Origin of the sequence: Sphingomonas xanthus (assembly GCF_007998985.1) — a bacterium.
Classification (GTDB): domain Bacteria; phylum Pseudomonadota; class Alphaproteobacteria; order Sphingomonadales; family Sphingomonadaceae; genus Sphingomicrobium; species Sphingomicrobium xanthum.
On record NZ_CP041659.1, the window covers coordinates 1,586,148 to 1,611,395 of the forward strand.

The 25,248-nt window shown below is 64.8% G+C and carries 26 protein-coding genes and 1 tRNA gene; 10 read left to right on the forward strand and 17 right to left on the reverse strand.

Going from position 1 to position 25,248, the window contains the following annotated elements; all coding sequences use genetic code 11:
• Positions 1-7: 7 nt before the first annotated feature.
• Positions 8-1,336 (reverse strand): replication-associated recombination protein A, encoded by a 1,329-nt coding sequence (locus FMM02_RS07980; RefSeq protein WP_147494348.1) that lies wholly within the window; start codon positions 1,334-1,336, stop codon positions 8-10.
• Positions 1,337-1,430: 94 nt separating this feature from the next.
• Between FMM02_RS07980 and FMM02_RS07985 the strand changes: the two genes are divergently transcribed.
• Positions 1,431-2,063 (forward strand): PadR family transcriptional regulator, encoded by a 633-nt coding sequence (locus tag FMM02_RS07985; protein WP_147494349.1) that lies wholly within the window; start codon positions 1,431-1,433, stop codon positions 2,061-2,063.
• Here the strand turns inward: FMM02_RS07985 and FMM02_RS07990 are convergent.
• The gene (locus FMM02_RS07990; RefSeq protein ID WP_147494350.1) at positions 2,060-3,211 is read right to left on the reverse strand and encodes a glycosyltransferase family 4 protein; all 1,152 of its coding nucleotides are present in this window, start codon (positions 3,209-3,211) and stop codon (positions 2,060-2,062) included. The two genes, FMM02_RS07985 and FMM02_RS07990, sit on opposite strands and share 4 nt — an antisense overlap.
• A gap of 96 nt (positions 3,212-3,307) precedes the next feature.
• Here FMM02_RS07990 and FMM02_RS07995 point away from each other — a divergent pair, with 96 nt between their 5' ends.
• Together FMM02_RS07995 and FMM02_RS08000 are read left to right on the forward strand one after the other, a co-directional pair.
• Positions 3,308-3,808 carry a DNA-deoxyinosine glycosylase gene (locus FMM02_RS07995; protein WP_147494351.1) on the forward strand — a complete coding sequence of 167 codons (501 nt, stop codon included), beginning with the start codon at positions 3,308-3,310 and terminating at the stop codon, positions 3,806-3,808.
• Positions 3,805-4,089, forward strand: a complete 285-nt coding sequence (locus FMM02_RS08000; protein WP_147494352.1) for a hypothetical protein — start codon at positions 3,805-3,807, stop codon at positions 4,087-4,089. Before FMM02_RS07995 ends, FMM02_RS08000 begins: the two co-directional genes overlap by 4 nt.
• A 157-nt stretch (positions 4,090-4,246) precedes the next feature.
• On the opposite strand, the gene FMM02_RS08005 is transcribed toward FMM02_RS08000, so the two are convergent.
• Positions 4,247-4,714, reverse strand: a complete 468-nt coding sequence (locus tag FMM02_RS08005) for a GreA/GreB family elongation factor (RefSeq protein ID WP_147494353.1) — start codon at positions 4,712-4,714, stop codon at positions 4,247-4,249.
• 93 nt (positions 4,715-4,807) lie between these two features.
• On the opposite strand from FMM02_RS08005, the gene FMM02_RS08010 reads away from it, so the two are divergent.
• Positions 4,808-5,035 (forward strand): hypothetical protein, encoded by a 228-nt coding sequence (locus FMM02_RS08010; RefSeq protein WP_246104864.1) that lies wholly within the window; start codon positions 4,808-4,810, stop codon positions 5,033-5,035.
• Between the two features lie 74 nt (positions 5,036-5,109).
• On the opposite strand, the gene FMM02_RS08015 is transcribed toward FMM02_RS08010, so the two are convergent.
• Entirely contained in the window at positions 5,110-5,640 is a 531-nt protein-coding gene (locus FMM02_RS08015; RefSeq protein WP_222703808.1) for a GNAT family N-acetyltransferase, read from the reverse strand.
• 328 nt (positions 5,641-5,968) lie between these two features.
• Here FMM02_RS08015 and FMM02_RS08020 point away from each other — a divergent pair, with 328 nt between their 5' ends.
• Complete coding sequence (locus FMM02_RS08020) at positions 5,969-6,295, forward strand: hypothetical protein (RefSeq protein ID WP_147494355.1); 327 nt, start codon at positions 5,969-5,971, stop codon at positions 6,293-6,295.
• Between the two features lie 186 nt (positions 6,296-6,481).
• Here FMM02_RS08020 and FMM02_RS08025 read toward each other — a convergent pair.
• Positions 6,482-6,557: transfer RNA gene (locus FMM02_RS08025), tRNA-Glu, on the reverse strand.
• Positions 6,558-6,603: 46 nt separating this feature from the next.
• Complete coding sequence (gene wecB / locus FMM02_RS08030; protein ID WP_147494356.1) at positions 6,604-7,758, reverse strand: non-hydrolyzing UDP-N-acetylglucosamine 2-epimerase; 1,155 nt, start codon at positions 7,756-7,758, stop codon at positions 6,604-6,606.
• Between the two features lie 87 nt (positions 7,759-7,845).
• On the opposite strand from wecB, the gene FMM02_RS08035 reads away from it, so the two are divergent.
• Positions 7,846-8,733: a phosphodiesterase gene (locus FMM02_RS08035; protein ID WP_246104750.1), complete on the forward strand. Its 888-nt coding sequence runs from the start codon at positions 7,846-7,848 to the stop codon at positions 8,731-8,733.
• Between the two features lie 4 nt (positions 8,734-8,737).
• Here the strand turns inward: FMM02_RS08035 and FMM02_RS08040 are convergent, their stop codons facing one another.
• The 7 genes from FMM02_RS08040 to FMM02_RS08070 all read right to left on the reverse strand — a co-directional run bounded on the left by FMM02_RS08040 (position 8,738) and on the right by FMM02_RS08070 (position 15,608).
• Positions 8,738-9,019 carry an NADH dehydrogenase ubiquinone Fe-S protein 4 gene (locus tag FMM02_RS08040; protein WP_147494357.1) on the reverse strand — a complete coding sequence of 94 codons (282 nt, stop codon included), beginning with the start codon at positions 9,017-9,019 and terminating at the stop codon, positions 8,738-8,740.
• 31 nt (positions 9,020-9,050) lie between these two features.
• Positions 9,051-11,492 (reverse strand): ATP-dependent helicase HrpB, encoded by a 2,442-nt coding sequence (hrpB, locus tag FMM02_RS08045; RefSeq protein WP_147494358.1) that lies wholly within the window; start codon positions 11,490-11,492, stop codon positions 9,051-9,053.
• Positions 11,493-11,554: 62 nt separating this feature from the next.
• Positions 11,555-11,989 (reverse strand): DUF411 domain-containing protein, encoded by a 435-nt coding sequence (locus tag FMM02_RS08050; protein ID WP_147494359.1) that lies wholly within the window; start codon positions 11,987-11,989, stop codon positions 11,555-11,557.
• A gap of 44 nt (positions 11,990-12,033) precedes the next feature.
• Entirely contained in the window at positions 12,034-13,047 is a 1,014-nt protein-coding gene (locus tag FMM02_RS08055) for a polyprenyl synthetase family protein (RefSeq protein WP_147494360.1), read from the reverse strand.
• Between the two features lie 10 nt (positions 13,048-13,057).
• On the reverse strand, positions 13,058-14,416 hold the full coding sequence (locus tag FMM02_RS08060) for a sensor histidine kinase (protein ID WP_425473607.1): 1,359 nt from the start codon (positions 14,414-14,416) through the stop codon (positions 13,058-13,060).
• 32 nt (positions 14,417-14,448) lie between these two features.
• Positions 14,449-15,114 (reverse strand): response regulator transcription factor, encoded by a 666-nt coding sequence (locus tag FMM02_RS08065; RefSeq protein ID WP_147494361.1) that lies wholly within the window; start codon positions 15,112-15,114, stop codon positions 14,449-14,451.
• A gap of 158 nt (positions 15,115-15,272) precedes the next feature.
• The gene (locus FMM02_RS08070) at positions 15,273-15,608 is read right to left on the reverse strand and encodes a hypothetical protein (protein ID WP_147494362.1); all 336 of its coding nucleotides are present in this window, start codon (positions 15,606-15,608) and stop codon (positions 15,273-15,275) included.
• A gap of 123 nt (positions 15,609-15,731) precedes the next feature.
• Between FMM02_RS08070 and FMM02_RS08075 the strand changes: the two genes are divergently transcribed.
• Together FMM02_RS08075 and FMM02_RS08080 are read left to right on the forward strand one after the other, a co-directional pair.
• Complete coding sequence (locus FMM02_RS08075; RefSeq protein WP_147494363.1) at positions 15,732-17,516, forward strand: ABC-F family ATP-binding cassette domain-containing protein; 1,785 nt, start codon at positions 15,732-15,734, stop codon at positions 17,514-17,516.
• A 114-nt stretch (positions 17,517-17,630) separates the two neighbouring features.
• Positions 17,631-18,326, forward strand: a complete 696-nt coding sequence (locus FMM02_RS08080) for an energy transducer TonB (RefSeq protein ID WP_147494364.1) — start codon at positions 17,631-17,633, stop codon at positions 18,324-18,326.
• Between the two features lie 13 nt (positions 18,327-18,339).
• On the opposite strand, the gene prsR is transcribed toward FMM02_RS08080, so the two are convergent.
• Positions 18,340-19,707: a PEP-CTERM-box response regulator transcription factor gene (prsR, locus tag FMM02_RS08085; RefSeq protein WP_147494365.1), complete on the reverse strand. Its 1,368-nt coding sequence runs from the start codon at positions 19,705-19,707 to the stop codon at positions 18,340-18,342.
• A complete protein-coding gene (gene prsK, locus FMM02_RS08090) occupies positions 19,704-21,791 on the reverse strand; it encodes an XrtA/PEP-CTERM system histidine kinase PrsK (RefSeq protein ID WP_147494366.1) in 2,088 nt (695 codons plus the stop codon). Before prsK ends, prsR begins: the two co-directional genes overlap by 4 nt.
• A 107-nt stretch (positions 21,792-21,898) precedes the next feature.
• Between prsK and FMM02_RS08095 the strand changes: the two genes are divergently transcribed.
• Both FMM02_RS08095 and FMM02_RS08100 read left to right on the forward strand, forming a co-directional pair.
• Complete coding sequence (locus FMM02_RS08095) at positions 21,899-22,927, forward strand: mannose-1-phosphate guanylyltransferase (protein WP_147494367.1); 1,029 nt, start codon at positions 21,899-21,901, stop codon at positions 22,925-22,927.
• Between the two features lie 225 nt (positions 22,928-23,152).
• Positions 23,153-23,419, forward strand: a complete 267-nt coding sequence (locus tag FMM02_RS08100) for a hypothetical protein (protein WP_147494368.1) — start codon at positions 23,153-23,155, stop codon at positions 23,417-23,419.
• A 30-nt stretch (positions 23,420-23,449) separates the two neighbouring features.
• Here FMM02_RS08100 and FMM02_RS08105 read toward each other — a convergent pair whose 3' ends face one another.
• Complete coding sequence (locus tag FMM02_RS08105) at positions 23,450-23,815, reverse strand: cupin domain-containing protein (protein WP_147494369.1); 366 nt, start codon at positions 23,813-23,815, stop codon at positions 23,450-23,452.
• A gap of 113 nt (positions 23,816-23,928) precedes the next feature.
• The gene (locus FMM02_RS08110; protein WP_147494370.1) at positions 23,929-25,245 is read right to left on the reverse strand and encodes an amidohydrolase; all 1,317 of its coding nucleotides are present in this window, start codon (positions 25,243-25,245) and stop codon (positions 23,929-23,931) included.
• Between the last annotated feature and the right edge of the window lie 3 nt (positions 25,246-25,248).

Below are 25,248 nucleotides of genomic sequence, written 5' to 3' on the forward strand. Positions count from 1 at the left end.
TGTCCGATCAGTGCTGTTTCCGCCGTTGTCGGCGCTTTTCATCCCAGAACGCAAGCCGCTCCGCGATTTTTGCCTCAAAGCCGCGGTTCACGGGGTGGTAGTATGCCTGTGCGGTCATCTCTTCCGGCCAATAGTCGGCGCCGGAAAATCCGTCCTCGGTATCATGGTCGTAGGCATAGTCCTTACCATAACCTGCCTCCTTCATCATCTTGGTTGGCGCATTGACGATGTTCATCGGCGGCATCAGCGAGCCGGTCTCGCGGGCGCTGCGCCAGGCTGCCTTCTGCGCCTTGTAGGCCGCATTGGATTTGGGGGCGGCGGCAAGATAGAGGCAGGCTTGGACGATCGCCAACTCGCCTTCCGGACTCCCGAGGAAATCGTAGGCATCCTTGGCTGCAAGGCATTGGACCAGGGCCTGCGGGTCCGCCAGCCCGATATCCTCCACCGCCGTCCGAACTAGCCGACGAAGAACGAACAAGGGTTCCTCCCCCGCCACCAGCATCCGCGCGAGATAATAGAGTGCGGCCTGCGGGTCGGAACCGCGGATCGATTTGTGAAGCGCGGAGATGAGGTTGTAATGGCCCTCGCGGTCCTTGTCGTAGACCGCGACGCGCCGTTGCAGGAAGGAGGCGAGACCGGCTGGATCGAGCGGCTCGTCGAGGCCGACGTCGAATAGGGTCTCGGCCTGGTTGAGCAGGAAGCGGCCATCGCCGTCCGCGCTGGCGATCAGCGCCTCGCGGGCATCCGTGGTGAGCGGCAGGGACCGCCCAACCAGGGCTTCGGCACGGTCGAGCAGGCTAGCCAGCGCCTCGGGCCCGAGCCGCCGCAGGATCAGGACCTGGCAGCGTGAGAGCAAGGCGGCATTGAGCTCGAAACTGGGGTTTTCGGTGGTCGCGCCGACCAGCGTGATCGTCCCGTCCTCGACGAAGGGTAGGAATCCGTCCTGCTGCGAGCGGTTGAAGCGGTGGATTTCATCCACGAACAACAAGGTCCGCCGACCGGCCTTGGCTGCGACGCGCGCCTCGGAGAAGATTTTCTTGAGGTCGGCGACCCCCGAAAAGACCGCGGACAGGGCTACGAAGCGCAGGCCTACGGCATCGGCGAGCAGCCGGGCGATGCTGGTCTTGCCCGTGCCCGGCGGTCCCCACAGGACCATTGACGATAATTTGCCGGCCGCGATCATCCGGCCGATGGCGCCGTCCGGACCGGTCAAATGGTCCTGCCCGACGATCGCGTCGAGCGATGCGGGGCGAAGCCGGTCGGCGAGCGGGGCATGCGGATCCGCCGCCTCGGCGGGCGGGTCGGATGGCAGCTCCTCAGCGAACAAATCGACCATTGATCGATGAAATAGGCATGTCCGCCGAACAATGCACCCATGTTACTGTCGATGCATCTAAGATATATCTCAGATCGATCAAAGGAGAATTGCGATGCGCTTCGACTATCAATTCGGCGACGGCAGCCAGCGGCGTCAGGGTTCGCCGCACCGCCATGGGTTCAACTTCGGGCCATTCAGCTTCGAGTTCGATGCCGACGGCGGGCCGGCGGGCCGCGGCGGCGGTCGGCGGGGACGCGAACGCAAGCGGATGTTTTCCGGGGGCGAGCTTCGCCTCGTGCTCCTCAAGCTGATCGCCGACCAGCCGCGTCACGGCTATGAGCTGATCAAGGCCATCGAGGATATGACGGAGGGTGATTATGCGCCGTCACCGGGAATCGTCTATCCGACGCTGACCATGCTTGAAGACATGGGCCTGATCGCCGAGCGCAAGTCGAAGGACGCCAAGAAGATCTTCGGCGCGACCGACGAGGGACGCGCCCATCTTGAAGAGCACCAGGAAGAGGTCAACGAACTGATCGAGCGGCTGGAAGGCCATGGTCGCCACCGGCGGCGTCGGCAGCGGCCCGAGATCGGAAGGGCCATCGGCAACCTCATGACCGCGCTGCGCAACCGCATTGCCCAGGACGGCTGGAACGACCAGCTGCTTCATGAGGTGATCGACATCCTCGACGAGGCCGCGCAGCGGATCGAGCGCGTTCGCGACGCGAAGCGCGACGAGGATTAGGCCTGGCCTCGCCGGTCGATGACGCGCTCGTAGACGTGCATCACCGCGGCGTTGATCTCGTCCCAGTCCATCGTCTTGGCGAAAGCCAGGCCCGAAGCGCCGTGGCGGGCGCGAAGGTCGGGGTCATGCTGATAATCCGCCAGCGCCTCGGCATAGCCGGCAATATTGCCAGGCGCGGTCAGTCGACCGGTGACCTGGTCCTTGACCAGGCTGGACGCGCCCGATGCGGCGGCGGCGACGACCGGAAGGGCGCAAGCCATGGCTTCCAGCGTAACGTTGCCGAACGTTTCGGTGATCGAGGGATTGAGGAACACATCGGCCGAAGCCAGTGCGCGGCCGAGCTCGTCGCCGGTCAACTGACCCGTAAAGATCGCGTCGGGCAGTCGCTGCTGGAAATAGTCGCGGGCCGGGCCGTCGCCGATCGCCAGCACCTTGAGCGGGACGTCGCGTTCGCGCGCGGCGATTATGGCGTTTGAAAAAACGTCTAAACCTTTTTCCAAAACCAGCCGACCGAGGAAGGCGACGGCCATGTCCTCGTCGCCGATGCCTTGGCCGCGCCGCCATTCGAGGCTCCTTCGTTCCGGGTTGAACTGGGTCCGATCGACCCCGCGCGACCAGATGGAGATATCGGCGTTCATGCGCTGCGCACGAAGGATCGCGGCGGTCGATTCCGCCGGCACTAGCAGCGCGTCGCAGCGACGGTAGAAACGCCGCAAGATGGCCCGGACGGCGGGCTCAAGCATCTGCAGGTGATAATATTGGAGATACGTCTCGAAGCGGGTGTGGACCGATGCGACGACCGGAATGGCGCGGCGGCGGGCCCAGGTCACCGCGCGGTGCGCGACGATATCCGGGCTGGCGATGTGAATGACGTTGGGCCGAAAGGTTTCAAGGTCCTTGCGGACTGCGCGGTCGAGCCGAAACGGCACCCGATATTCACTGCGCAACGGGATTGCGAAGGACGGCACGTTGACCATTTCGCCGGTTGCCTTGAACGCCGGCTCCTCGACCACCGGCGAATAGACGCGGACCTGAGCGCCTTGGCGAAGGAGGAAGCCGACTAGCCGGTTCAGCGCCTGGTTCGCGCCGTCGCGGACATAATTATAATTGCCGGAAAATAGGGCGATGCGGAGCTCTTCGGGCTTCATGGCCAGACGCCTTAGCGGGTGCAGCATGGCTGCCGCAACCACTGGGCGCGAAGGGCTTTGCCATGCTAGCGGCGATGCGTGCCGCTCAAGCGTTCCATGCCCCCGATCGGGTCGGACGATCCCATGCTGCTGATACTTGGTAGCCTGCCGGGGGACGCGTCGCTGCGTGCCCAGCGCTACTACGCCCATCCACAGAACCAGTTCTGGCGGCTGCTTGGCGCGGCGATCGGGGAACCGCTTGCGGCCCTCGACTATGACCAGCGCATCGCGCGTCTTTGGGCCCGGCGCATTGCCCTTTGGGACACGGTTGGGGAGGCGAGACGGACGGGCAGCCTCGACGGCGCGATTCGCGAGCCTGTCACCAATGCGCTGGCGGATTTTATTGCTGCTCGTCCGGGGCTGCTGGCGATCGGCTTTAACGGGCAGTCGGCAGCCCGATTCGGACGCCGAACGCTCGGCGATGTCGCAGGCCTCGAACTAATCGACCTGCCTTCGTCGAGTCCCGCCTACACGCTGCCGATCGACTCCAAGCTTGGACGCTGGATGGCACTGCGCCCGTTTGCAAGCGCGGCGGAACATGCCACATTGCCGCGATGAGCGAGACGATCGAGAACGATGAAGACCGCGCGCTGACGATGGTCGATGAAGCGCTGGTCGCCGGGAATATCGCCAACACGAACGGCCTGCTGGTGATCCTGGCCAAACTCGTCGCGAAAGGCATTTTCGACGCCGACGACCTGCACGCTTTCTCCGACAGTTATTCCAAGCCGCTCGACCATGAAAACATGCGCGAGAATGAACTGATCAGCCAGATGCAGGACCAGATGGAAGCAACGCTGGCCCAACTGATGCATTTTCTGGCCGACCCGAGCCGGTGAAGCTTGAAAGCCCGAGTATCGGCTACAGAGTTAACCTAAAGCGGCCTTTATGGGTAACTGGGTGCTCCCCCTGAATGAAGTTGCGGCGCGGCCCGAGAAAGGCGAAGCCTGGTGGGGTAGAGATGGGTGAGCGACTGGAACAGCTCGCCGCCTGAATTTAGACGGGCAGGGCCGCGATCTCGGTGACCAGTAGTGGCTGATTTGCTCCGGCGAAATCAATCTCGTCACCGACTTCGGCGCCGATCAGGACGCGCGCCAGCGGTGCAGTAAAGGCGATCCGGTTCGTTGCCGGATCGCTCTCATCATGTCCGACCAGCTCCAGCGTGACGGTTTGGCAATCGCGTATGAAGGTGACCCGGGTCCCGAACGCTACCGCATGCCCATCGGCAGGCAGGGCGAGCCGGGCGCTGGCAAGCCGTTGTCGCCAGTATCGAGCATCGCGCAGAACGGCCTTGCGCTCTTCGACCGTCAATAGACGCTGAAGGGTTTCATCAATTTGGTCGTTGCGTGCCTGGATCTGGTCAAGGCCGCGTTTCGTGACCAGGTTCGGGCCAGGCGGAATCGGCAACTCGAAGCGAGGTTCGAGATGCTCCTCGTCGCATTCACGGCGAAAGGCGACGCTCATGGTTTGGAACCGCGGCTGTGCATGGCCTTGATGTTAGCATGGACCGGGCCGAAAGCGCAGCACGTGGCCCGAAAATATCTCCTTACCGCAACAATGCCTGATGGCTATCGCAAGACGATCGGTCCGACGGCGGCGCCCTTCACCCATTATTGGCGGATCGTCGCGGTGCTGAAGAGTGGCAGGACCGAGGTCTTCTGGGGCCACGTCAAGTCGCTAGCCGAGGCCAAGCGAAAGCGCGCCGCCTCCGGTGACGCAGCCCGTCAGCGCGGTTGGACCAGCTACCAGTTCGAGGTCGTTGAGTTGGTGCGGGAGGATTCCTGACCCGCTGCATCGCGACAGCTGTTGAAGGTAGTATGCCTACTCAGCCGGTACGGCGAATTTTGCAGCCAGCGGCATCACCGGTTTCTGGAATAAACGATCTGCGGGCGCACTGGACTACCCGCCGGTACTCTTGGGTGATCGAAATCCCATTCAGGCGCCCGAGCCATCCCGAGTTTGGCTATCAACCGCCGCGACCGTTCATTCCCAATGACCGTCATTGCTACGATCCGGTCAAGGCCCAGGTGCCCGAACCCATAATTCATGGCGGCTGAAGCCGCTTCAAATGCAAAGCCCTGGCCCCAGGCATGCCGGGCGAGCCGCCATCCGATTTCGACCTGACCTTCGATGGGACATTGGAATCCGACCTTCGAAATGCCCGCGAAGCCCAGAAAACACCGGTCTGAACGACGTTCCAGCGCCCAGAAACCAAAGTTGTGCTGATCGAAATGAGCCTCGAAACGCTCGTCGATCATCGCATCGCTCTGCGTCTTGGTCAGAAGTGATGGGAAGTGCCGCATGACCTCGGGATCCTGCCCCATCTGCGCAAATGGCGCCCGATCCTCATCGCGCCAGCGGCGAAGTTCGAGTCTCTCGGTGCGGATCAAGCATTCCTCCATGCCGGTGGGTGTGAATCATAGCCATGGTTGGCAACGGTGTGAACGACCCGCTTCCTCTGACCCTATGATGTGGCAGATCCTCAGTTGACCGCGGACATAAGCAAGTAACCAGCGGCAGGATTAACCGTCGACTTGAGACCAGGCCGATTACAGATGAGACATAGAGGAGCCCGCCCTTATTCCGTCCTCAGAACGTCTTACGACAGGCGCGATCCATCCTAGCTGAACGCATGTTCACGTCTATTCGCCGCACTTCTTCGTTTAAGACCGGACCTCGCTTCTGGGGTACACGAACAGGAGAGTTGCAATGCGTATAATGCTCACCGCTTTGGCGTCGGCTTCAGTGGCGCTTTTTTCGGTTTCCCCCGCGCTCGCTGGCAACAATAATGGGCTGGTGGTCGTCGATCTGACCAACGCCGATGTGCTCAACAACCTTGCTCAGAACCTGAAGGTGAATGTGAGTGACATCTCGGCGCTCAATAACGTCTCGGTGCCGATAGGCCTCGCCGCCGCCATTTGCGACGTGAACGCCAACGTCCTTGCCGCCCAGAAAAAGACAGGCAGCCCAACCTGCACAGCGAAGAACACCACGACTGCATTGCAGTCCGCCGTTCAGAAGAAACTCGGAACGGTTGCCCAATAATAAGCTGTTCCGGCGGGCGTCCCATGGGGCGCTCGCCGGTCCACTGAATCAAATAACTTCCTGACACCTACCGTCCGCAAGGGTTGAAGCCCGGCGGCTTCAGACGCTCCAGTCTGTGTACGAGCCGTCGAACTCCATCTGGTCGCTGAAACGCAAAGATTTCGCGGCTGCGCGGCGAGCCGATTTTGGTGACCCCTACGGGACTCGAACCCGTGTTTTCGCCGTGAGAGGGCGACGTCCTAGACCGCTAGACGAAGGGGCCATGGCGGTGAGGGCGCTCCTATGGTGGCTGTGGTCCGGCTAGTCAATCAGCCGAGGTGGCGCGCGGGTTGCTGACGTTGCCGGGCAAGATAGTCGAGGCAGGCCGCGGCGATGCGCGGGGCAGCGTGGCCGTCGCCGAACGGCATCGTCGGCCGCGACATGGCTTTCAGCGCCGAACGGTCGCGGCGAAGCCGGCCCACCTCCTCCACGATGCGGTCCGGGTCGGTACCGACCAGTATGGCATTACCCGCGGCGACGCCTTCAGGTCGCTCGCTCTTTTCGCGCAACACGAGAAGCGGAACGCCAAGTGCCGGCGCTTCTTCTTGGATGCCGCCGCTATCGCTCAGGACCAGCTGGGCGGACCGGATCGCTGCAATCATGGCCGCATGCGAGATGGGGGCAGCCAAGCGGATCAATGACTGTCCCCCGATCAATGCGGTCAGTCGCCCGGTCACAGTTGGGTTGGGCGGGAGCAGCACGTCGCTTGCGACCCCTTCGGCGGCAAGCCGGATCAGCGCTTCCGCCAGCCTGGCCAGGCCGCCTTCCCAATTCTCGCGCCGGTGGCAGGTTACCAGTAGTCGAAACTCGCGCCGCCACCAGCGCCGGCGCGGGCGCAGCGGAAGCGGGCCGGCGATCGCCGCCAGCGCGTCGATCCCGCTATTGCCGGTGACATGGACTTCGCCCGGCACTTCCTCGCGCTGCAAATTGGCGGCGTTGGCAGCAGTCGGTGCGAACAGCAGGTCGGCGATCCGGTCGATGGCCTGGCGGTTATCCTCTTCGGGCCAGGGCAGCGCACGGTCGTGGGTCCGCAAACCCGCCTCGACATGGCCCAAGGCAATTCCGAGGTCCCGGCCGGCCAGCGCACCGCCAAGCGCGCTCGACGTGCTGCCCTGGACCAGCAGCAGCTGCGGCGGGGCAGGCTCCAGCAGGCGTTTCAGCGCCCCGCGCACCAGCTCGGCATGGAGCACCGGGTCGGGTTGGCCGGGCAAATGTAGCGGCGTTACGGCAAAGCCCTGCAAACCGTGGTCGGACAGTTCCAAGCCCGGCTGTTGGCCGGTCAGCAACAGGCGAGGCGGTTCACCTCGCGCAGCAAGCGCGTGGACAACGGGACTGAGCTTGATGGCTTCCGGGCGTGTTCCGATGACCAGCGCGACTGGATAATGGCGCAGCTTTCCCCCTACCTTCGGCGCCGGTCTTTTCACCCATTATGGCGTGGTTCGCAAGAAGCTTGGAAAGGGCTGGACAAGCAGCCCACGGCTGCTCCAGCTTGGGCGGAGGGGGAGGCGAACTTGGCCAGCAGGCGACCATCGATCGACGGCATTCTGGTTGCACAGGTCACCGACCTGCACATCGGCTTTGACCGCGACAACCCGCACGAGCTCAACGTGCGCCGGCTCAACATGGTGATCGACCAGCTCAACGCCATGCGGCCCAAGCCGTCGATGCTTCTCGTGACCGGCGACCTCGTCGAAAATGGCGATGATCTCGACGCCTATCGCCACATGCGTTCCCTGGTTGCGCGCTGGGAAGGGCCAATCCTGTGGGCGATCGGCAACCATGACAGCCGCGAAGCCTTCCTCGAAGTGACCCCGGGAATGCCCACCGACGAGCATGGCTTCGTCCAATATGAGGCGGATCATGGCGGAGTGCGGTGGATCATTCTCGATACACTGGACCCGGGCCGTCACGGCGGAATGCTGTGCGACGAGCGCGCCAACTGGCTCGACCTGCGCCTGCAGGAGCGGACTGACGTGCCGACGGTCATCGTTCTTCACCACCCGCCGGTCGATACCGGGATCGACTGGATGAGCGCGTTGAGCTGCGAGGAATGGGTGCAGCGGCTGGAAGCGGTGGTGAAACCCGCGACGCAGGTGGTCGGGATGATCGCCGGTCATGTCCACCGGCCGATAGCGACGAGCTTCGCAGGCAAGCCGCTGGCGATCTGCTCCTCGACGGCGCCCTGGGTGGCGCTGCAACTTGAAGATATCGATCCCAGGCGACCCGATGGAAGGCCCCTGATCCTCGGCGACGCCCCGGCCTATGCGCTACATTATTGGAACGGAGAGCGGCTGCTGACCCATTTCGATGTTGCCGGGCCGCGCCATGTCATGGCCAGCTATGACGACAATCTGCAGCCGATGATCCGCGACTTTATCGCCGAACGCGGGACCGGCTGACCTCCTAGCGGAAGTTGTCCGCGTAAGCCTGGATTTTCATCGTCACCGGTGGCGCGGGGACCACGTGGACCGTCAGTCCCTTGCGCGTCGCATAGGCCAGCGCCTCGTCCTTGCTGTCGAAGCGAAGGCGAACCTGGGTAGGCGTGTCGCCGGACCCGTTCCAGCCCGTCAGCGGATCGGCGCGCTGCGGCTGCTGCCGCTCGAACTCAAGGGTCCAGCAACCTTCCTGCGCACGCCCCGACTGGGTCGTCTTGCGCTGCTCCTCGATAATCCGGGCGACGATCATGGCCGGCGCTTGGCGCAAGCTGAAGCGGGAATCAAGAGCCGGCGCGCTTAGTGCGCAGCGTCGGGGCAGCCCCGGCCGGATCGTCGGGCCAGGGATGCTTGGGATAGCGACCGCGCATTTCCTTGGCGACGTCACGCCAGCTTCCCGCCCAGAAGGACGGTAAGTCCCGGGTGGTCTGAATTGGCCGGTGGGCAGGGGAGGTGATCGCCAGCGTCAGTGGCACGCGCCCGCCACCGACCATCGGGTGAAGCTTTAGGCCATAGAGCGCCTGCGCCCGGACCTCGACCGTCGGACCGCCGGGCGCGGAATAGTCGATAGAGTGCGAAGATCCGGCAGGAGTGCAGAAATGGGTCGGCGCGAGGCGGTCGACCGCACGGCGTCCTGCATGGCCCAACAGGCCATCGAGCGCCGAACTGAGGCCGGCCAATCCGTCCAGCCTCCTTTTGCCAGCCAGCAAGGGGGTGAGCCAGTCATCGAGCTTGGCGAGCAGCGCCGCGTCAGACAGGTCAGGGATGCTCTCATCATGCTGCGCGGCAAAGGCCGCGCGCCGGCGCAGCGCAGTCGCCTCTCCGTTCCACGGCAGGATCGCCAGCCCATGCCGCCGCACCGCATCGATCAGCCCGGCCTCGATGGCCGCCTGGTCGGGCGAGGGATCGGGCGCGGAGGACAGTTTGATCCGGCCAAGCCGCCGACCGCGAGTCGCGCTGGTGGTGCCGCTGGTAGGATCGAACCGGACTTCGGCGAAGCCATGGATCGTGTCGCTGAAAAGCTCTTCGACCTGATCGAGGGTGATGGCGGCGGCGGACATGATCCGCGCGCCCGAAGCAGCGCCTGCGACCTCGGCGACGGCAAGCCATTCGCTGCGGGCCAGCGGGGACGAGGAATCCAAACGAAAGCCGCGACCGCCGACCGATTGCCAATGTTCCCCCGCTGAATCGCGCCGCCGCGACACGCGGTCGGGGAAGGCGAGCGCAATCGCCCGGGCAAGATCCTGGCCGGCTTGGCGGTCGGCCTGTCCTCCGGCCCATCGTCCTGCCATGCGGCGGGCAGCCTCGGCGCGCGGTCCGCGGTCCGATTTCCAGCGGCGGAGCCGCACTTCGAGATCGGCGTCATTGCCACCGATGCCGCGCTCGGTAAGCAAGGCGGCGGCCTCGGCGGCGGCCGGACCGAACCCGCGCCGCCTGGCTTCGAGGAGCATGTGCGCCAGCCGCGGTTCCAGCGGGATGGCCGCTATTGCGCGTCCATGCGCGGTGACCCGCCCATCGTCATCGAGCGCGTGGAGGCGCTGCAGGCGGCTTCGCGCTTCGGCCAGCGCTGCGGGCGGAGGCGGGTCGAGGAAAGGTAGGCGCGCGACGTCGGTTTCACCCCACAGATGACAGGTCAGGAGCAAGCTCGTCAGGTCGGCTACGAGGATTTCGGGCGGGTCGTGCGCGGGCAGCGAGGCGGTGGCCGCTTCCTCCCACAGGCGGATCGCAACGCCCGGGGCCTGACGCGCGGCACGGCCGGCGCGCTGGGTCGCGGCGGCGCGGCTGGCCCGCTCGGTCACCAGCCGGGTCAGCCCAGCGCCCCGGTCATAGCGCGGCCGGCGGGCAAGGCCGCTGTCGACGACGATGCGAACATCATCGAGTGTCAGGCTGGTCTCGGCGATCGCGCTCGCCAGCACTAGTTTTCGGGTTCCAGGCTTGGGCGGGGCGAGGGCGGCGCGCTGCTGCGCGGGATCGATCGCACCGTGCAGGCGGTGGAGGATAACGGTTTCGGGCAGGTTCCCCAAGGCCTCGGCAGTTCGCTCTATTTCCGCCATTCCGGGCAGGAAGGCGAGCAGCGATCCGTCATGATCGCGTAACGCGGCGCGGATCGCAGCGGCCATCTGCGGCTCGATCCGCTGGGCAGAGTCGCGGCCTTGGTGGAGCAGCGTGAGCGGATGGCTCCTCCCTTGGCTCTCGATGCGCGGCGGATCGCCGAGCAGCCGGGCAAAGCGTTCGCCATCCAGTGTCGCCGACATCGGCACGATGCGAAGGTCGGGACGCAGTCCCTCCGCGGCATCGAGAGTCAATGCCAGTGCAAGGTCGCTGTCGAGGCTGCGCTCATGGACCTCGTCGAACAGCACCGCTCCGACCCCGGCAAGTTCCGGATCGGCCTGAAGGCGCGCCAGATAGACCCCGTGGGTCATGACGATGACCCGGCTTGCCTTGCCCACCCGGCTGTCGAGGCGCGTCGCATAGCCAATCGTCGCGCCCGCCTCTTGTCCCAATTCCCGCGCCATGAATTCGGCGGCGCTGCGGGCGGCAAGGCGGCGTGGAACCAACAGCAGCAGTTGCCTTCCATCCAGCCAGCGTTGGTTGAGCAGGGCCGGCGCCACCCGGGTCGTCTTGCCGGCGCCGGGCGGCGCGATCAGCAGGGCGCGCGTACCCTCGTTCAGCGCGTGGAGGAGCTGCGGCAGGACATCGTCAATCGGGAGCGCGGAGCGATTCATCCGCTCGCCCTATAGCGCATGCGACGATCAGCGCGACGGCGCGCTGCGCTGCGCAGCATATGTTAGTGCGAGGCGAAGACCTTGGTCTTGCCATCAAGGCCAATAAGCATCGTCTGATAGGGCTCGCGGTGGTCGCCATGCTCCATGCCTGGCGAACCCATCGGCATGCCCGCAACGGCGATTCCCCGCGCCTTGGGCTTCTGGGCGAGCAGCCGCTTGATATCCTGAGCGGGAACATGGCCCTCGACAACATAATTGCCGACCTTAGCGGTGTGGCAGCTAACCTGCGTATCCGGAACGCCCAGCTTGGTCTTCAGCGCCATCATCTCGGTGGTCGGGACCACATCGACGGTGAAGCCATGCTGTTCGACATGCTCGATCCATTTGGCGCAACAGCCGCAGCTGGGATGTTTGTAGACGGTCATCGTCGCGGCATGGGCGGCCGTGGCGACGAACATGGCGGCAAAGGCGATGCCTCCGAACAGGGTTTTGCGCATCTTCTTGTTCCTAATCGAGCGGGATGAACGGCAGGTTAGCTGGATCAATAGGCCCTGGCGACGGCAAATTCGACGGCCTCGATCAACGCCGCCTTGGCCCGGCCGGCGGAAAAGGGCGCGAGCGCGTCGATGGCCCGGCGGCCGTAATGGCGCGCGCGCTCGAGCGTGTCGGCAAGCGCGCCGGTGTCCCGGATCAGTGCCGTCGCATGGGCTAGGTCTACATCGGCCGTCCGGTCACCCTGCATCGCCGCTTTCCAGAAGGCGCGGTCGCCGGACGTGCCGCGGGCATGCGCGAGGATCACCGGCAAGGTAACCTTGCCGTCGCGAAAATCGTCGCCGACGCCCTTGCCCATGACTTCGGCATCAGATGCATAGTCGATCGCATCGTCGATCAGCTGGAAGGCGATCCCGAGATTGCGGCCATAGGATTCCAGCGCCTCTTCGGCTTCCTCGCCGGCTTCGGCGACAACGGGCGCGATCCTGCAGGCGGCCGCGAACAAGGCCGCGGTCTTGGCATTGATGATGTGGAGGTAATGTTCCTCGCTAGTTTCGACCTGGCGCTGGGCGGTCAGCTGGTCGACCTCGCCCTCGGCGATCACCGCCGAGGCATGGCTGAGGATTCGCAGCACCTTCAAGCTGCCGTCCTCGACCATTAGTTCGAAAGCGCGGGAGAATAGGAAATCCCCGACCAGAACGCTGGCCGGATTGCCCCAGATGAGGTTTGCGGTGCGCTTGCCCCGGCGCAGCCCCGACCCATCGACGACGTCGTCGTGCAGCAGGGTCGCGGTATGGATGAACTCGACCGCGGCGGCGAGCTTGTGATGGCGAGTGCCAGGATAATCGAACAGGGCCGCGCTCGCGATTGTCAGCATCGGTCGCAGCCGCTTGCCGCCTCCGGCAATCAGATGGCCGGCAAGCTCGGGAATGAGGGCAACCTTCGACTGCATCCGGTCGAGGATCACGGCATTGACGGCATGCATGTCGGCGCCGGTCAGTGCCAGCATCGGCTCAAGCGAAGGGACGCGCTTGCCGGCGAGGTGGTGGATAGTGGCGGTCACCCGCAGCCCCTTAGCCGCCTTGCGTCGCTTCGGGAAGCGACAGGGTAACCAGCAGTCCGCCAAGGTCTTCGCTCTCGCCGAGCTCGACCGTTCCGCCATAGATTTCGGCGACGTCGCGGACGATTGCGAGGCCGAGCCCGGTGCCCGGCTTGCCGGTGGTATCGAGCCGCATGCCGCGCTTGAACAATTCCTGCCGCTGTTCGGGCGAAATGCCCGGGCCATCGTCCTCGACCAGCACCGCGACCCTTCCGTCGCTAGGCGCCTCGACCGTCACGAATACCCGGCCATGGCCATATTTGGCGGCATTTTCGACCAGGTTGCCGACCATCTCGTCGAGGTCCTGTCGCTCGACCCGGACCTGCGCAACCTTGTCGCCGGCGGTGTCGATAGTCACCGATCCATAGAGGGTCGACACCGCCCGTTCGACCGCGTGAACGCTGTCCCACACCTTCGCCCGGGCCTGGGCCGACGCGCGGCGTCCAATCGCCCGGGCGCGGGCAAGATGGTGGTCCACCTGGCGGCGCATGACGCCGGCCTCGCGGATCACAGTGTCGTTAAGGTCCTGGGCATGGGCGGTCGCGGCATTGGTGATGACCGTCAGCGGGGTCTTGAGCGCATGGGCCAGGTTCCCGGCATGACGCCGTGCTTCCTCCGCCTGCGCTTCGCTATGGCTTAGCAATTCGTTGATCTCGTCGACCAGCGGCTCGACCTCGCGCGGGAAATCCTCGGCGATCCGGGTCTGCGTGCCGCCGCGAATTGCCGCCACTTCCCGGCGCACCCGTCGTAGCGGCCACAATCCGTAAAGGGCCTGGAGCGCGGCCATCACCAAAAGCCCAAGACCCAGCGCCGCGAAACTGTAAATCAGGGTGGTGCGAAGCTCGGCAAGCTGGCTGTCGATCGCGTCGCGCGACTGGGCGACCTGGAAGCGCCAGCGCACCTCGCTACCGGGCAGGATCACGTCGCGCTCGAGGATCCGAAGCGGCTCGCCTTCAAATTCGAAGCTGTCACGCTTGTGCAGGTCGACGTCGTTGTGGCGCTCGTCGACATTCAGGCGCCGATCCCACAGCGAGCGCGACGGAAAGATTTCCTGTCCTTCGCCGCTGATCTGGAAATAAGCGCCCGAATAGGGTTCGAGGAAGCGCTGGTCGGCGGGCGGGCGGGTGAAGCGAACCTCTCCCTCCGGCCCGATTTCCGACGCGCCGATCATGGCTTTCAGGACATTTTCGAGGCTTTGGTCGAAATTCTGGGCGATGGTTCGGCTCAAAACCCGATCGAGCGCGTAGCCGCCGCCCAGCAGCAGTACGCCGATCCAGATGCCGGCGACGACGATCATGCGGCGGGTCAGCGACCCGCCGCGGCGCTGCTTCACTGGAATGCCCGCCTTTTCAGGGGCGGCCCCGGTCAAGCTCCCGGATCCTCGAGACTATAGCCGAGGCCGCGGATGGTGGTGATGACATCGGCACCCAATTTCTTGCGAATACGAGTGACGAAAACTTCGATCGTGTTGGAATCGCGGTCGAAATCCTGGTCGTAGATATGCTCGATCAATTCGGTCCTGCTGACCACCTTGCCCTTGTGGTGCATCAGGTACGACAGAAGCTTATATTCCTGCGCGGTCAGCTTGACCGGCTCGCCGCCCTTGGTGACCTTGCCGGACCGGGTGTCGAGGCGAATGTCGCCGGCGATCAGCTCGGAACTGGCGACACCGGCGGCGCGCCGGATCAGCGCGCGCAGACGCGCGATCAACTCTTCAGTCTGGAACGGCTTGGCGAGATAGTCGTCGGCGCCGGCATCGAGGCCGGCGACCTTGTCCGACCAGCTGTCCCGCGCAGTGAGGACAAGGACGGGCATCTTGCGCCCTTCCTTGCGCCAGCGGTCGAGCACGGTCAGGCCGTCAATCTCTGGCAGGCCAAGGTCCAAAACCACCGCGTCATAGGTTTCGGTCGAGCCCAGATAGTGACCGTCCTCGCCGTCGGTAGCGAGGTCGACGGCATAGCCCGCGCCCTCCAAAGTTGAGCGCAACTGGCGGCCCAGGTTGGGCTCGTCCTCGACGATCAATACGCGCATTTAATCATCCTTCGAAGTTCGTTCGCAGACTCAAACACGCGCGAAGCTGAACGGTTGCTTGGCCGCAACGAAGGGGAGGTGGCAAGCCTTTATGTGTCGAGCGGGCACAAACCCAAGGCTCGCGCCCATGAAAGGTCGCCCGGCTGCCGGCTCGCCGGCTAGTCGTCGGATTTATCGAGAATTCGCCCCGTGCGCGGGTCGACATCGACCCAGATGACCTTGCCGCTGCGGTCCATGAACTTCATCCGCAGGTTTCGGCCGCGCAGCTCCGGGCCGAGGTAATCGGCGCCGCCCATGCGCGGGATGACCCGCCGTTCAATCATCGGCAGGGGCATCGATTGGCCTCGCTGGGTCGCGATATAGGCGCGATCCTGGTCGCGCGGACGGTCGTTCCAGGCCAAGCGAATCTGGTCCGCCGGCCGGGCAAGCGCAGGGGTGGCGACCGCGGCACTCGCGGCGCACAGGGACAGGAGAAGGGTACGATACAGGCTCATGGCAAAAATCTCTCTCGACACCTTCTCTATTGGCAAGCCATTGAACGAGTTATGAATGCCCCCGTTGTTCGCCGTTAAGCCTGACCGTGACGGCGCAGGCAAGCTACGCTAGGGCGCGCGGCGATGGCACCCCCGATTTTATCCTATGAGAAGCTCGGCCTCGTCCAGGGCGAAGGCTGGCTGTTTCGCGGCCTCGACATCTTTATCGGTCCGCGCGACCGGCTGGCGCTGATCGGCCGCAACGGCGCGGGCAAAACAACATTGCTCAAGTGCCTTACCGGGGAGATCGACACCGATGAGGGAATCCGCAAGACGGTTCCGGGCACGCGCGTGGTACTGCTGGAACAGGATCCCAACCTGCGCGGCCATTCCCGACTGGAGGATTGGGTGCTGGCGGGCAAGGACGCGCCGTCGGCGCATGAGGCTGCGGCAATCGCTGACCAGCTGGGAATCGACCTCGCCCGGGATACGGCGACCGCAAGCGGCGGAGAACGGCGCCGCGCGGCGATCGTCCGGGCGCTTGCGCAGCGACCGGACGTCTTGCTGCTCGACGAACCGACCAACCACCTGGATCTTGGCGCGATCGACTGGCTCGAGGATTGGCTGAACCGGTTCAAGGGGGCGTTTATCGCCATCAGCCATGACCGCACATTTCTCACGCGCCTGACCAACAGCTGCCTGTGGCTTGACCGCGGAACGATCCGCCGCGCGGAAATCGGTTTCGGCGGCTTCGATGCCTGGACTGAGGCCGTCTATGCCGAAGAGCAGCGCGCGGCGGAAAAGCTCGACGCCAAACTGGCGCTGGAATTGCACTGGCTGCAACGCGGCGTCACCGCCCGCCGCCGGCGGAATCAAGGGCGGCTTGCCAAGCTTCACGAGATGCGGGCGCAGCGCGCGGCGATGCTGGGTCCGGCCGGCGGTGCAAAGCTCGGACTCGCTAGGGACGAGGTCAAGACCAAGACGGTCATCGACGCCGACCGCGTGACGAAGCGCTTCGGCGAACGCACGATCATCAAGGATTTCACCTTGCGCATCCAGCGCGGCGACCGGATCGGGCTGGTCGGCGCCAACGGCTCGGGAAAGACAACGCTGCTGAAGCTGCTCACCGGCGAACTGAAACCCGACAGCGGAACGGTGAGCCAGGCCAAGACCTTGTCCGGAATCGTCATCGACCAGCAACGCAAGCTGATGGCCCCCGACAAGAGAGTTCGCGACGTACTGGCCGAGGGTGGCGACTGGATCGAGGTCCGCGGCCACAAGAAACATATCAAGGGCTATCTCAAGGAGTTCCTGTTCGACCCCTCGCTGACCGAAGCGCCGGTCGGCTCATTGTCAGGCGGCGAACGCTCCCGCCTGCTGCTGGCTCGCGAGTTTGCCCGGGCATCGAACCTGTTAGTGCTTGACGAGCCGACCAACGACCTCGATCTCGAAACGCTCGACCTGCTGCAGGAGGTGATTGCCGATTATGAAGGCACCGTCCTCATCGTCAGCCACGACCGCGACTTCCTCGACAAGACCGTATCCGTCACCCTGGGCCTCGACGGGACAGGCAAGGTCGACGTGGTCGCAGGCGGTTATGAAGACTGGGTCCGCAAGCGCTACCAGGCTCATCGCAAGCCCGAGAAAAAGACTGTCCCCGCCACGACCCCGTCCGCGCCGCAGGCCGCCAAAGCCAAGCTGAGCTACAAGGACCAGCGCGACTTCGACCGGCTGCCCGGCGAAATTGAACGGCTGGAAGAGCTTATTGCCGCCGACGAGGAAGCGCTTCACGATCCCGATCTGTTTACGGCAGATCCTCGGAAATTCGCCGATCTCACCGCGCGGATCGAACGACACCGGGCCGAGGTGGAGGCCGCCGAGCTGCGCTGGCTCGAGGTTGCCGAAATGGCTGAATCGCTGGGCAGCTGATTATTGCCGCTCTTGGTAGAAAGATTAGTAAAAACAGTGTATTATACGCACAGGCGCTAAGGGCGCTTTACGTGACAGGAAAGGAGGTGGGACGGTTTCGCAAGAAGCCCGGTAATGACTTACGCCCGTCGAAAAGCCATCGGCACTAACCGGACGGCCGCAGTGATTGTCGTCGCGCTGATCCACGTCGCGCTCGGTTATGCGTTAGTAACGGGCCTTGCCTATACCACGATCGAACGCGCGGTCGAAAAATTGAAGACCTTCGACGTCGAGGAAACGCCGCCGCCACCGCCCGAGGAACCGCCTCCGCCGCCGCCCGAAGCGGTCGCCGAAACCCCGCCGCCGGTCGTCGCCCCGCCGCCGATCGTCCGGACCCGGCCTGCTCCGCCTCCGGTCGCCGTCGTACGGCAGGCGCCCCCGCCCATAATTACTCCGACCGCTCCGCCGGCGCCGCCCCGGCCAGCCCCGGTGGTGCGTAGGCCTCCCCCGCCGCCTCCGCCTCCGCCGGTCAAAACAGTTCCGCCGCGCAGCGCCGTCGGGGACCTGCCACGCCTGTTCAGCGCTGACGATTATCCGAACAGCGCCATTCGCCGCGACGAAGAAGGAACCGTCGCCGTTGTGCTGACGGTAGGCACCAGCGGGCGCGTCACAAAATGCGATGTCACAAGGTCGAGCGGTTCGGCATCGCTGGACAGCGCCACCTGCCGAATCCTCAGCAGCCGCGCTAAGTTCAAGCCCGCAACCGACAACCGCGGCAAACCCGTGGTCGACAAGGTGCGCCAGCGGATCCGGTGGGAGCTGGCGGACTAATCTGTCGCGGCCCTCAGGCGCCGAGCTGATACTGCTTCATCAGGTCGTAGAGTGTCGGTCTGCTGATCCCGAGCAGCTTGGCGGCGCCCGATATATTATTCTCGGTGCGGGTCAGCGCCTGGCGGATGACCCGGCGGTCGATCTGTTCGCGGGCGGCGCGGAGGTTGATCGGCAGCGGATCGGTCCCGCCACGGATCCCTGGCAAGTCGAGGTCTGCCGCGCCCACCAGTTTGCCGTCGGCCATGATCACTGCACGCTTGATGCGATTCTCGAGTTCCCGGACATTACCGGGCCAGGGGTGGGCGTCGATCGCATCGGCGCCGTCGGGGGCGAGGCCCTGCACCTTGGGATTGAGATCGCGCGCGAAGCGGGACACGAAGTGGCGGGCCAGCAGTACCGCGTCGCCGCTGCGCTCCGAAAGGCTGGGAATTTTCACGACGATCTCGGCGAGGCGGTAGTAAAGGTCGTCACGGAACCGGCCATCGGCGATCATCGCGTCGAGGTCCTGATGGGTCGCGCAGACGATCCGCGTGTCGACCGCAATTTGCGTGCGCCCGCCAATCCGCTCGATGATCCGCTCCTGCAGGAACCGGAGCAGCTTGACCTGCAACGGAAGCGGGATGTCGCCGACTTCGTCGAGGAACAGCGTTCCGCCCTGCGCCAGCTCGATCTTTCCGGGGGTCGTCTTGACCGCGCCGGTGAAGGCACCCCGTTCATAGCCGAACAGCTCCGCCTCCAGTAGGTTTTCGGGGATTGCAGCACAGTTGATGGCAATGAACTCGCCCTTGGCGCGGGGCGACTTTTCATGGACGGCGCGGGCCAGCAATTCCTTGCCGGTACCGCTTGCGCCAAGGAGCATTACCGACACATCGGCCGAAGCAACCCGTTCTATGGTCCGGACGACCTTGGCCATCTCGGGGCTAGCGCTGATCAGAGCGCCCAGCGCCTCGCCCCCGCCGCCCGCCTCCAGCCGCCTGTTTTCCGCCTCGATGTCGGCAAGGTGGAAGGCCCGGCTGACGATCAGGCCAAGCTCGTCGATGTCGACTGGCTTGCGGTAGAAATCATAGGCGCCGAGCGCGATCGCCTTGAGCGCGCTTTCGCGGGCGCCATGTCCCGATGCGACGATAATCTTGGTTTCGGACTTCAGTGCGAGAATTTCGGTCAGCGTCGCAAACCCCTCGGTGGTGCCGTCGGGGTCGGGCGGCAGGCCAAGGTCGAGCGTGACGACCGCAGGCTCATGCAGCCGGACCATCTCGATCGCCTGCGCGCGATCGATCGCGCTGACCACACGATAGCCCTCATAAGCCCATTTGAGCTGGCGCTGCAGGCCTTCGTCATCCTCGACGATCAGCAATACAGGTAGGGTCTTTTCGTCGCTCATGCACGTTTCCGGATGATGTCAGCCGCCGGCTGGGCGGCGGCAAGGGTGATGGTGAAATTGCTGCCCTCGCCGGGCTTGCTGTCGACGGTCAGGCGCCCGCCCATCGCCGCGACTAGGCTCTTGGCCTCGAATGCGCCGACGCCGAAGCCGCCCTGCTTAGTCGAGGCAAAGGGCTGGAACAGGCGGGTGCGGACGAAATCGGCGTCCATGCCGGTCCCGGTATCGGCAACCGAGACGACGACCCGGTCCTCTTCCCCGGTCATGCGTACCGTCACCGGCTGCAGCGGTGTGCTCGCATCGACCGCGTTCTGGACGAGGTGGCCAATGGCCTGCTCAAGCAGCAGGGGATCGGCCATTGCGCAAAGATTGCCGTCGCCCAGCAGCCGCACCTCATGGTCACGTCGCTTGGCGGCGATTGCCGAGGCGACGAGGGGGCGCAGTGGGGTCGGCTCGAGCCGCGCCGGGCGCTGGTCGGGCGTCGGCGCTAGACGCGCCAGCAGCTCGTTCATCTTGCCGACCGAGCCCTTGAGCGTGGCCACCATGTCGGCGCGAAACTCGGCATTGTCCGCGTGGCGCTCGGCATTGCGGGTAAGAAGCGACAATTGGCTGACGAGGTTCTTCACGTCGTGAAGGATGAAGGCGAACCGACGGTTGAAGTCCTCGAACCGCTGGGCATTCATCAGCGCCTGCTGACCGTTGGCTTCGGCAAGGCTTGATGCTGCCTGCCGCCCGGCGGTTCGTAGCAGGTCGAAATCTTCCCAGTCGAGCGGACGGCGATAATCGGGCGCGGCGAGCAGGACGAGGCCGACCAGCCGTTCGTCATGGATCAGCGGGATGCCGGTCCAGGCATGTTCTTCGCTTAGGAATGGGCCCGGGATGCCCACTTCGCGGTCGCGGTCCTCGGCCCAGCCGCCGGCATAGGAGTCGAAATCGATGATCCGCCCTTCGGCCCCGACCGACAGCCAAAAGGCCAGCGCTTCGGCGCTGGGGATGGCATCGCCCAGATTGGTGCTGCCCGACCAGTTCCAGGCGGCGGCCGGCTCGATCGCGCCATGTTCGTCAGCAACCAGCAACAGCCCGCCGGGCGCGTCGAGGATGTCGGCAAAGGCCTTGATTACCCGCTGGCCAAGCGGGGGCGCGGCCGAACCGCTTGCGCCGATCGTCTCGGTAAAGCGCAGCCATTCCGTGCGATAGTCGTAGCGATGCTCGAAAAGATGCTTGGCAATCTTGACCTTGGCCCAGCCCCGCGCCCGGCGCGAAGGCAGAAGCACGATCGCGGCAACGGTCATCGCCGCGAGCAGCGCGATGAGCAGCGCCCGGGTCCAGTCGAACCCCGACCCCCGCAGCGCTGTTACCAGCACTGCCATCACCGCGACATAGGCGGTGATCGCGATCGCCGACAGGCTTTGGAAGGTGGCGGCGCGCGACAGGCGGATTCGCCAGCGATCGTCTTGCTGTCCGCCTACGACGAACAGCGGCGCAACCAGGGCGATAGCGAGGCCGCGCCAGTCGAACAGGCCCTTGGCGGAAGCCGGGTCGAAATAGGCGATGGTGTAGAGATTGAGGTCGTAGGCCCACATCGTCGCGAGCGCGACCATCGCCAGGCGAATCCGGCTGCGGCTCGACGGGGTGGCCTGGCCATAGAAATTATGGACAAGGACGAGCGCGCCCGCGGCGGCGGTCAGGCGCAGGATGATCGCGGTGACAATGACCGCATGGCCGCTGCTCAGAGTCTCGGTGTCGATCAGCAGCGGCAAGGCGTCGACGACCAACTGCATGCCGAGCACGCCGGCAACCGCGGCATAGACGGGTTTGACGCCCCGCTGCACGTCGCCGCCGTCCATTCCGGCCAGCCGGTAAAGCACACCGACCCAGACCAGGTTGCGCGCCGTTTCCGAATAGGCGGCGAGCATGGTCGTAGGCGCAAGCGCCGTTACCCAGGCCCAGCAGCCGGTCAGGGCGAAGGCCGCCAACAGCATGCGCTGCTCGCTTTCGCCAAGCCCTCGGCGCAATTCCCATAGCGTTAGCGAGGCGAACAGCGCGGCCGCCAGCGCATGCGCCCAAAAGGCGGTCAGCGCCTGCATCGGCCCTCGACTGTAAAATCCTCCGACATGAGCAAACTGTCGCAAAATTTTACAAAGGAATGATGAACGCTGGCGCTCGTGCCCGCTTATCGGCCATGAGGACGGATATGAGCGAGACAGCAGCGGGGCGGCCGATCCGCCCGGTCATCCTGGCAGGCGGCGCGGGAACGCGGCTGTGGCCCTTGTCGACCGCAAGCCGGCCCAAGCATCTGCTGCCCCTTGTTGGCGACGCCAGCTTGTTCGAACAGACGCTGGCGCGGTTCGGCGAAGGGTTCGCGCCGCCGGTCATCGTCGCTAACCGGGCGCAGGAAGCCGAGCTTAGGCCGCTGCTTCCTGTCGGCGCGCGACTAATCCTTGAACCGGTCAAGCGCGACAGTGCGGCGGCGATCGCACTCGCGGTGGTGGCATCGCATGACGCCGAATTGCTGCTGATTGTGCCGAGCGACCACCATATCGCCGATTCCGCCGCGTTCCACCAGGCTATCGGCCTCGCCCGCGCGGGGGCGGAAGCGGGGCGGATCGTCACGTTCGGGGTTGAGCCGACCTATGCCGCAACCGGCTTCGGCTATATCGCCGCGCCGGGCAGCGGAGCGGTCCGCCCGGTCGCCGCCTTCGTCGAGAAACCGCCGCTGGATCGGGCCGAGGCCATGATCGCCGCCGGGGGTCATTACTGGAATGCCGGCATCTTCCTTGCGTCGCGCCAGGTCTGGCGCGAAGAGTTGGAATGTCACGCCCCCGCGATCCTTTCCGCCGCCCGGGCCGCGCTGGAAAGCGGGGACTCGGTCGATGAAACGGCTTTTGCCCGGTCGCCCTCGCTGTCGATCGATTATGCGGTGATGGAACATAGCCCGCTGGTGTCGGTCGTTCCCGTCTCGATGGGCTGGTCCGACGTTGGCAGCTGGGCGGCGGTGTTCGACGCCTCGGCCAAGGATCGCGACGGCAACGTCAGCGTCGGCGAGGTTTTGGCGATCGATAGCCCCCGCAACATGATCCGCAGTGACGGGCCGCGCATCGTTGCCATCGGCGTCGAGGATCTGGCGATCGTCGCCAGCGGGGATTCGGTCCTCGTCATGCGGCTATCGGAGGCCCAGCGGGTGCGCGACGCCGCCGACTGGGCGGCAAGCCGGGACGGCTGACTATCCTTTGATAAGCTAGGAAAGCGTTTCAGGGCCGATATGAATTGGGCCGTCCGGAGCCGAATCTGGCGATGGGTGGGAGTTCCCGAACGGCCCCCGACGATCGGGAGCTCCCACAACCCCGGCACGCGCGCCTGCGGCGAATTGGTGTCCTCTCACGCCCGGCCGAACTGACCCTTTGCGCGCGCCTGCGTTACTCTTGGGTCTTTAGGGAGAATCGGGAAAATGGCGTGGGTGATTGGGCGGACGGCGGCATTGTCCGACCCCGAGGCGGCGCGGCGCAAGGCGCTGGAGAAATTACACGGACTGGCGGAGTTGGATGACCCGGAAAGCCTGGTCGTACCGATCCTCGTCGACGCCATCCTGCTTGCTGAAACCTATCGCGGTGCGCGCCACCCCATGCCTTTCGTCGACGAACTCACGACAAGCGTCGACGCGCTGCTGCGCGAGCTTACGCTGACCGAGAAATCGAGGCTGTGGGCTGCTGAATAGGGTTATGCCCCGTCGCAAGATCTGGCGACGTCAGTGCGTGTGTTCGGGCGGGGCAAACAAGATCAATTCGACACGTTTCGGCCCGTCGACAAAGCCATCATGCCCTGGCGGAATGTCGAAAAAGTCGCCGCTGCCGATCCGGGTTTCCTTGTTCGTCTCGACCATTCGGACGACCAGCGTCCCGCTGATGCAGTAACCGACATGGTGCATCGGGCAAGAATCCGGCGAGCCGAGAAGCGGCTTTTCATCTTTCTCCCAGGTCCAGCCGGGCTCGAAAACCGCGTGCATCCCCGTGGTGCCGTCGCCCAATCGGACGATGTCGATACCCCCGGCGTCTTTCATGTCGAGCTGTTCGTCGGGATTATCGAACCGCCGGACCTGGATCTCGTTAGCCATTTCACTTCCTCCGTCGGGGGGCGAGCCGACACATTACTCCATCGGGCGACAAACGCCCAGAAGTGGCGCAACAGGTCCGGGCCGGCGGTAGATCGGGATCGCCGTAAGGGGGATTACCCCTTCTTCAGCACGTCCAGCGCGGCGATGGTCATGGCTTCGGTTGCGGTGGCGATGACGGTTTCAGCTTCGGGGGCCCAGAAGGGGGAATGGAGCGAGGGGAGCTTGGACTGGTCGCCACCCGCCGCCTGATAGGTCGCCGTTGGCGTCCCGCCGACCCAGAAGATCAGGCTTTCGATTGACTTGTCGGCCAGCCAGAAGCGGCTGAAATCCTCGCCGCCCATTACTGCCGGGGTCTTGACGACCCGCTGCGCGCCGAATTGCCGGGTGAATAGCTCGATTGCCCGGTTGCTGAGCTTCTCGGTGTTGAAGGTCGACGGCGTGAATTCCTGTTCTCGGATCGTGACCACCGGCATCTTGTCGTCGGGCATGCCGGCAGCGATCGCCTCTCCCCGCGCCACCCGGCGGATTCCGTCGAGCAGCTTCTTGCGCACCTCGGGGGTATAGCTGCGCACCGTCAGCTGAAGCCGGGCCTCGTCGGAAATGATATTGTGCTTGGCCCCGGCCTGGAAGCTGCCGACGGTGACCACCGCGGGCTGCTGCGGATCGTTTTCGCGGCTAACCAATGTTTGCAGCGTGGTGACGATCCGGCTGGCCAGGACGATGGGGTCCTTGGTGGTGTGCGGATAGGCGCCGTGGCCGCCGAGGCCGCGAACGCTGATGTCGACGCTATCGACATTGGCCAACGCATAGCCTGGCGTCACGCCGATCACCCCGGCCGGGAGCGCTGCCGCGTCGTGGAAGGCGACGACCGCGTCGGGCTTGGGGAAGCGGGTGTAGAGCCCGTCGTCGAGCATCGCCTTGGCGCCCTCGCCGGTTTCTTCGCCTGGCTGCAGGATCATCACCAGCGTCCCCGCCCATTGGTCCTTCATCGCCGCAAGCCGCTTCGCGGTGCCGATGAAGGCGGTCATATGGGTGTCATGACCGCAGCCGTGCATCACGCCGGTCTCGACTCCCGAGCGCGCCACCGCGCGCACCTTGGAGGCATAGGGCAGGCCAGTCTGCTCGACGATGGGAAGGCCGTCCATGTCGGCACGCAGCATGAGCGTCGGCCCGGCCCCGTTCTTCATCACCGCGACCACCCCGGTCTTGCCGACGTTCTCGGTCACGGTGAAGCCCAGCTTCTTCATCTCCGCCGCCAGCTTGGCCGGGGTGCGGACCTCCTGCATCGACAGTTCGGGATTGGCGTGAAGATCGCGGTACAGCGTCATCAATTGCGGCATGTCAGCGCGGATCGCTTCACCGAGCGTCGCTGCGCCGGCGGGCGCTGCAAGGATGGACGCGGCCAGCAGGGCTAACAGGGTACGGTTCATCGC

Coding starts and splice junctions, on each gene's coding strand:
- FMM02_RS07980 (WP_147494348.1), bottom strand. CDS start 1,336: ATGGTCGATTTGTTCGCTGAGGAGCTGCCATCCGACCCGCCCGCCGAG.
- FMM02_RS07985 (WP_147494349.1), top strand. CDS start 1,431: ATGCGCTTCGACTATCAATTCGGCGACGGCAGCCAGCGGCGTCAGGGT.
- FMM02_RS07990 (WP_147494350.1), bottom strand. CDS start 3,211: ATGAAGCCCGAAGAGCTCCGCATCGCCCTATTTTCCGGCAATTATAAT.
- FMM02_RS07995 (WP_147494351.1), top strand. CDS start 3,308: ATGCCCCCGATCGGGTCGGACGATCCCATGCTGCTGATACTTGGTAGC.
- FMM02_RS08000 (WP_147494352.1), top strand. CDS start 3,805: ATGAGCGAGACGATCGAGAACGATGAAGACCGCGCGCTGACGATGGTC.
- FMM02_RS08005 (WP_147494353.1), bottom strand. CDS start 4,714: ATGAGCGTCGCCTTTCGCCGTGAATGCGACGAGGAGCATCTCGAACCT.
- FMM02_RS08010 (WP_246104864.1), top strand. CDS start 4,808: ATGCCTGATGGCTATCGCAAGACGATCGGTCCGACGGCGGCGCCCTTC.
- FMM02_RS08020 (WP_147494355.1), top strand. CDS start 5,969: ATGCTCACCGCTTTGGCGTCGGCTTCAGTGGCGCTTTTTTCGGTTTCC.
- FMM02_RS08040 (WP_147494357.1), bottom strand. CDS start 9,019: ATGATCGTCGCCCGGATTATCGAGGAGCAGCGCAAGACGACCCAGTCG.
- hrpB (WP_147494358.1), bottom strand. CDS start 11,492: ATGAATCGCTCCGCGCTCCCGATTGACGATGTCCTGCCGCAGCTCCTC.
- FMM02_RS08050 (WP_147494359.1), bottom strand. CDS start 11,989: ATGCGCAAAACCCTGTTCGGAGGCATCGCCTTTGCCGCCATGTTCGTC.
- FMM02_RS08065 (WP_147494361.1), bottom strand. CDS start 15,114: ATGCGCGTATTGATCGTCGAGGACGAGCCCAACCTGGGCCGCCAGTTG.
- FMM02_RS08070 (WP_147494362.1), bottom strand. CDS start 15,608: ATGAGCCTGTATCGTACCCTTCTCCTGTCCCTGTGCGCCGCGAGTGCC.
- FMM02_RS08075 (WP_147494363.1), top strand. CDS start 15,732: ATGGCACCCCCGATTTTATCCTATGAGAAGCTCGGCCTCGTCCAGGGC.
- FMM02_RS08080 (WP_147494364.1), top strand. CDS start 17,631: ATGACTTACGCCCGTCGAAAAGCCATCGGCACTAACCGGACGGCCGCA.
- prsR (WP_147494365.1), bottom strand. CDS start 19,707: ATGAGCGACGAAAAGACCCTACCTGTATTGCTGATCGTCGAGGATGAC.
- prsK (WP_147494366.1), bottom strand. CDS start 21,791: ATGCAGGCGCTGACCGCCTTTTGGGCGCATGCGCTGGCGGCCGCGCTG.
- FMM02_RS08095 (WP_147494367.1), top strand. CDS start 21,899: ATGAGCGAGACAGCAGCGGGGCGGCCGATCCGCCCGGTCATCCTGGCA.
- FMM02_RS08100 (WP_147494368.1), top strand. CDS start 23,153: ATGGCGTGGGTGATTGGGCGGACGGCGGCATTGTCCGACCCCGAGGCG.
- FMM02_RS08105 (WP_147494369.1), bottom strand. CDS start 23,815: ATGGCTAACGAGATCCAGGTCCGGCGGTTCGATAATCCCGACGAACAG.
- FMM02_RS08110 (WP_147494370.1), bottom strand. CDS start 25,245: ATGAACCGTACCCTGTTAGCCCTGCTGGCCGCGTCCATCCTTGCAGCG.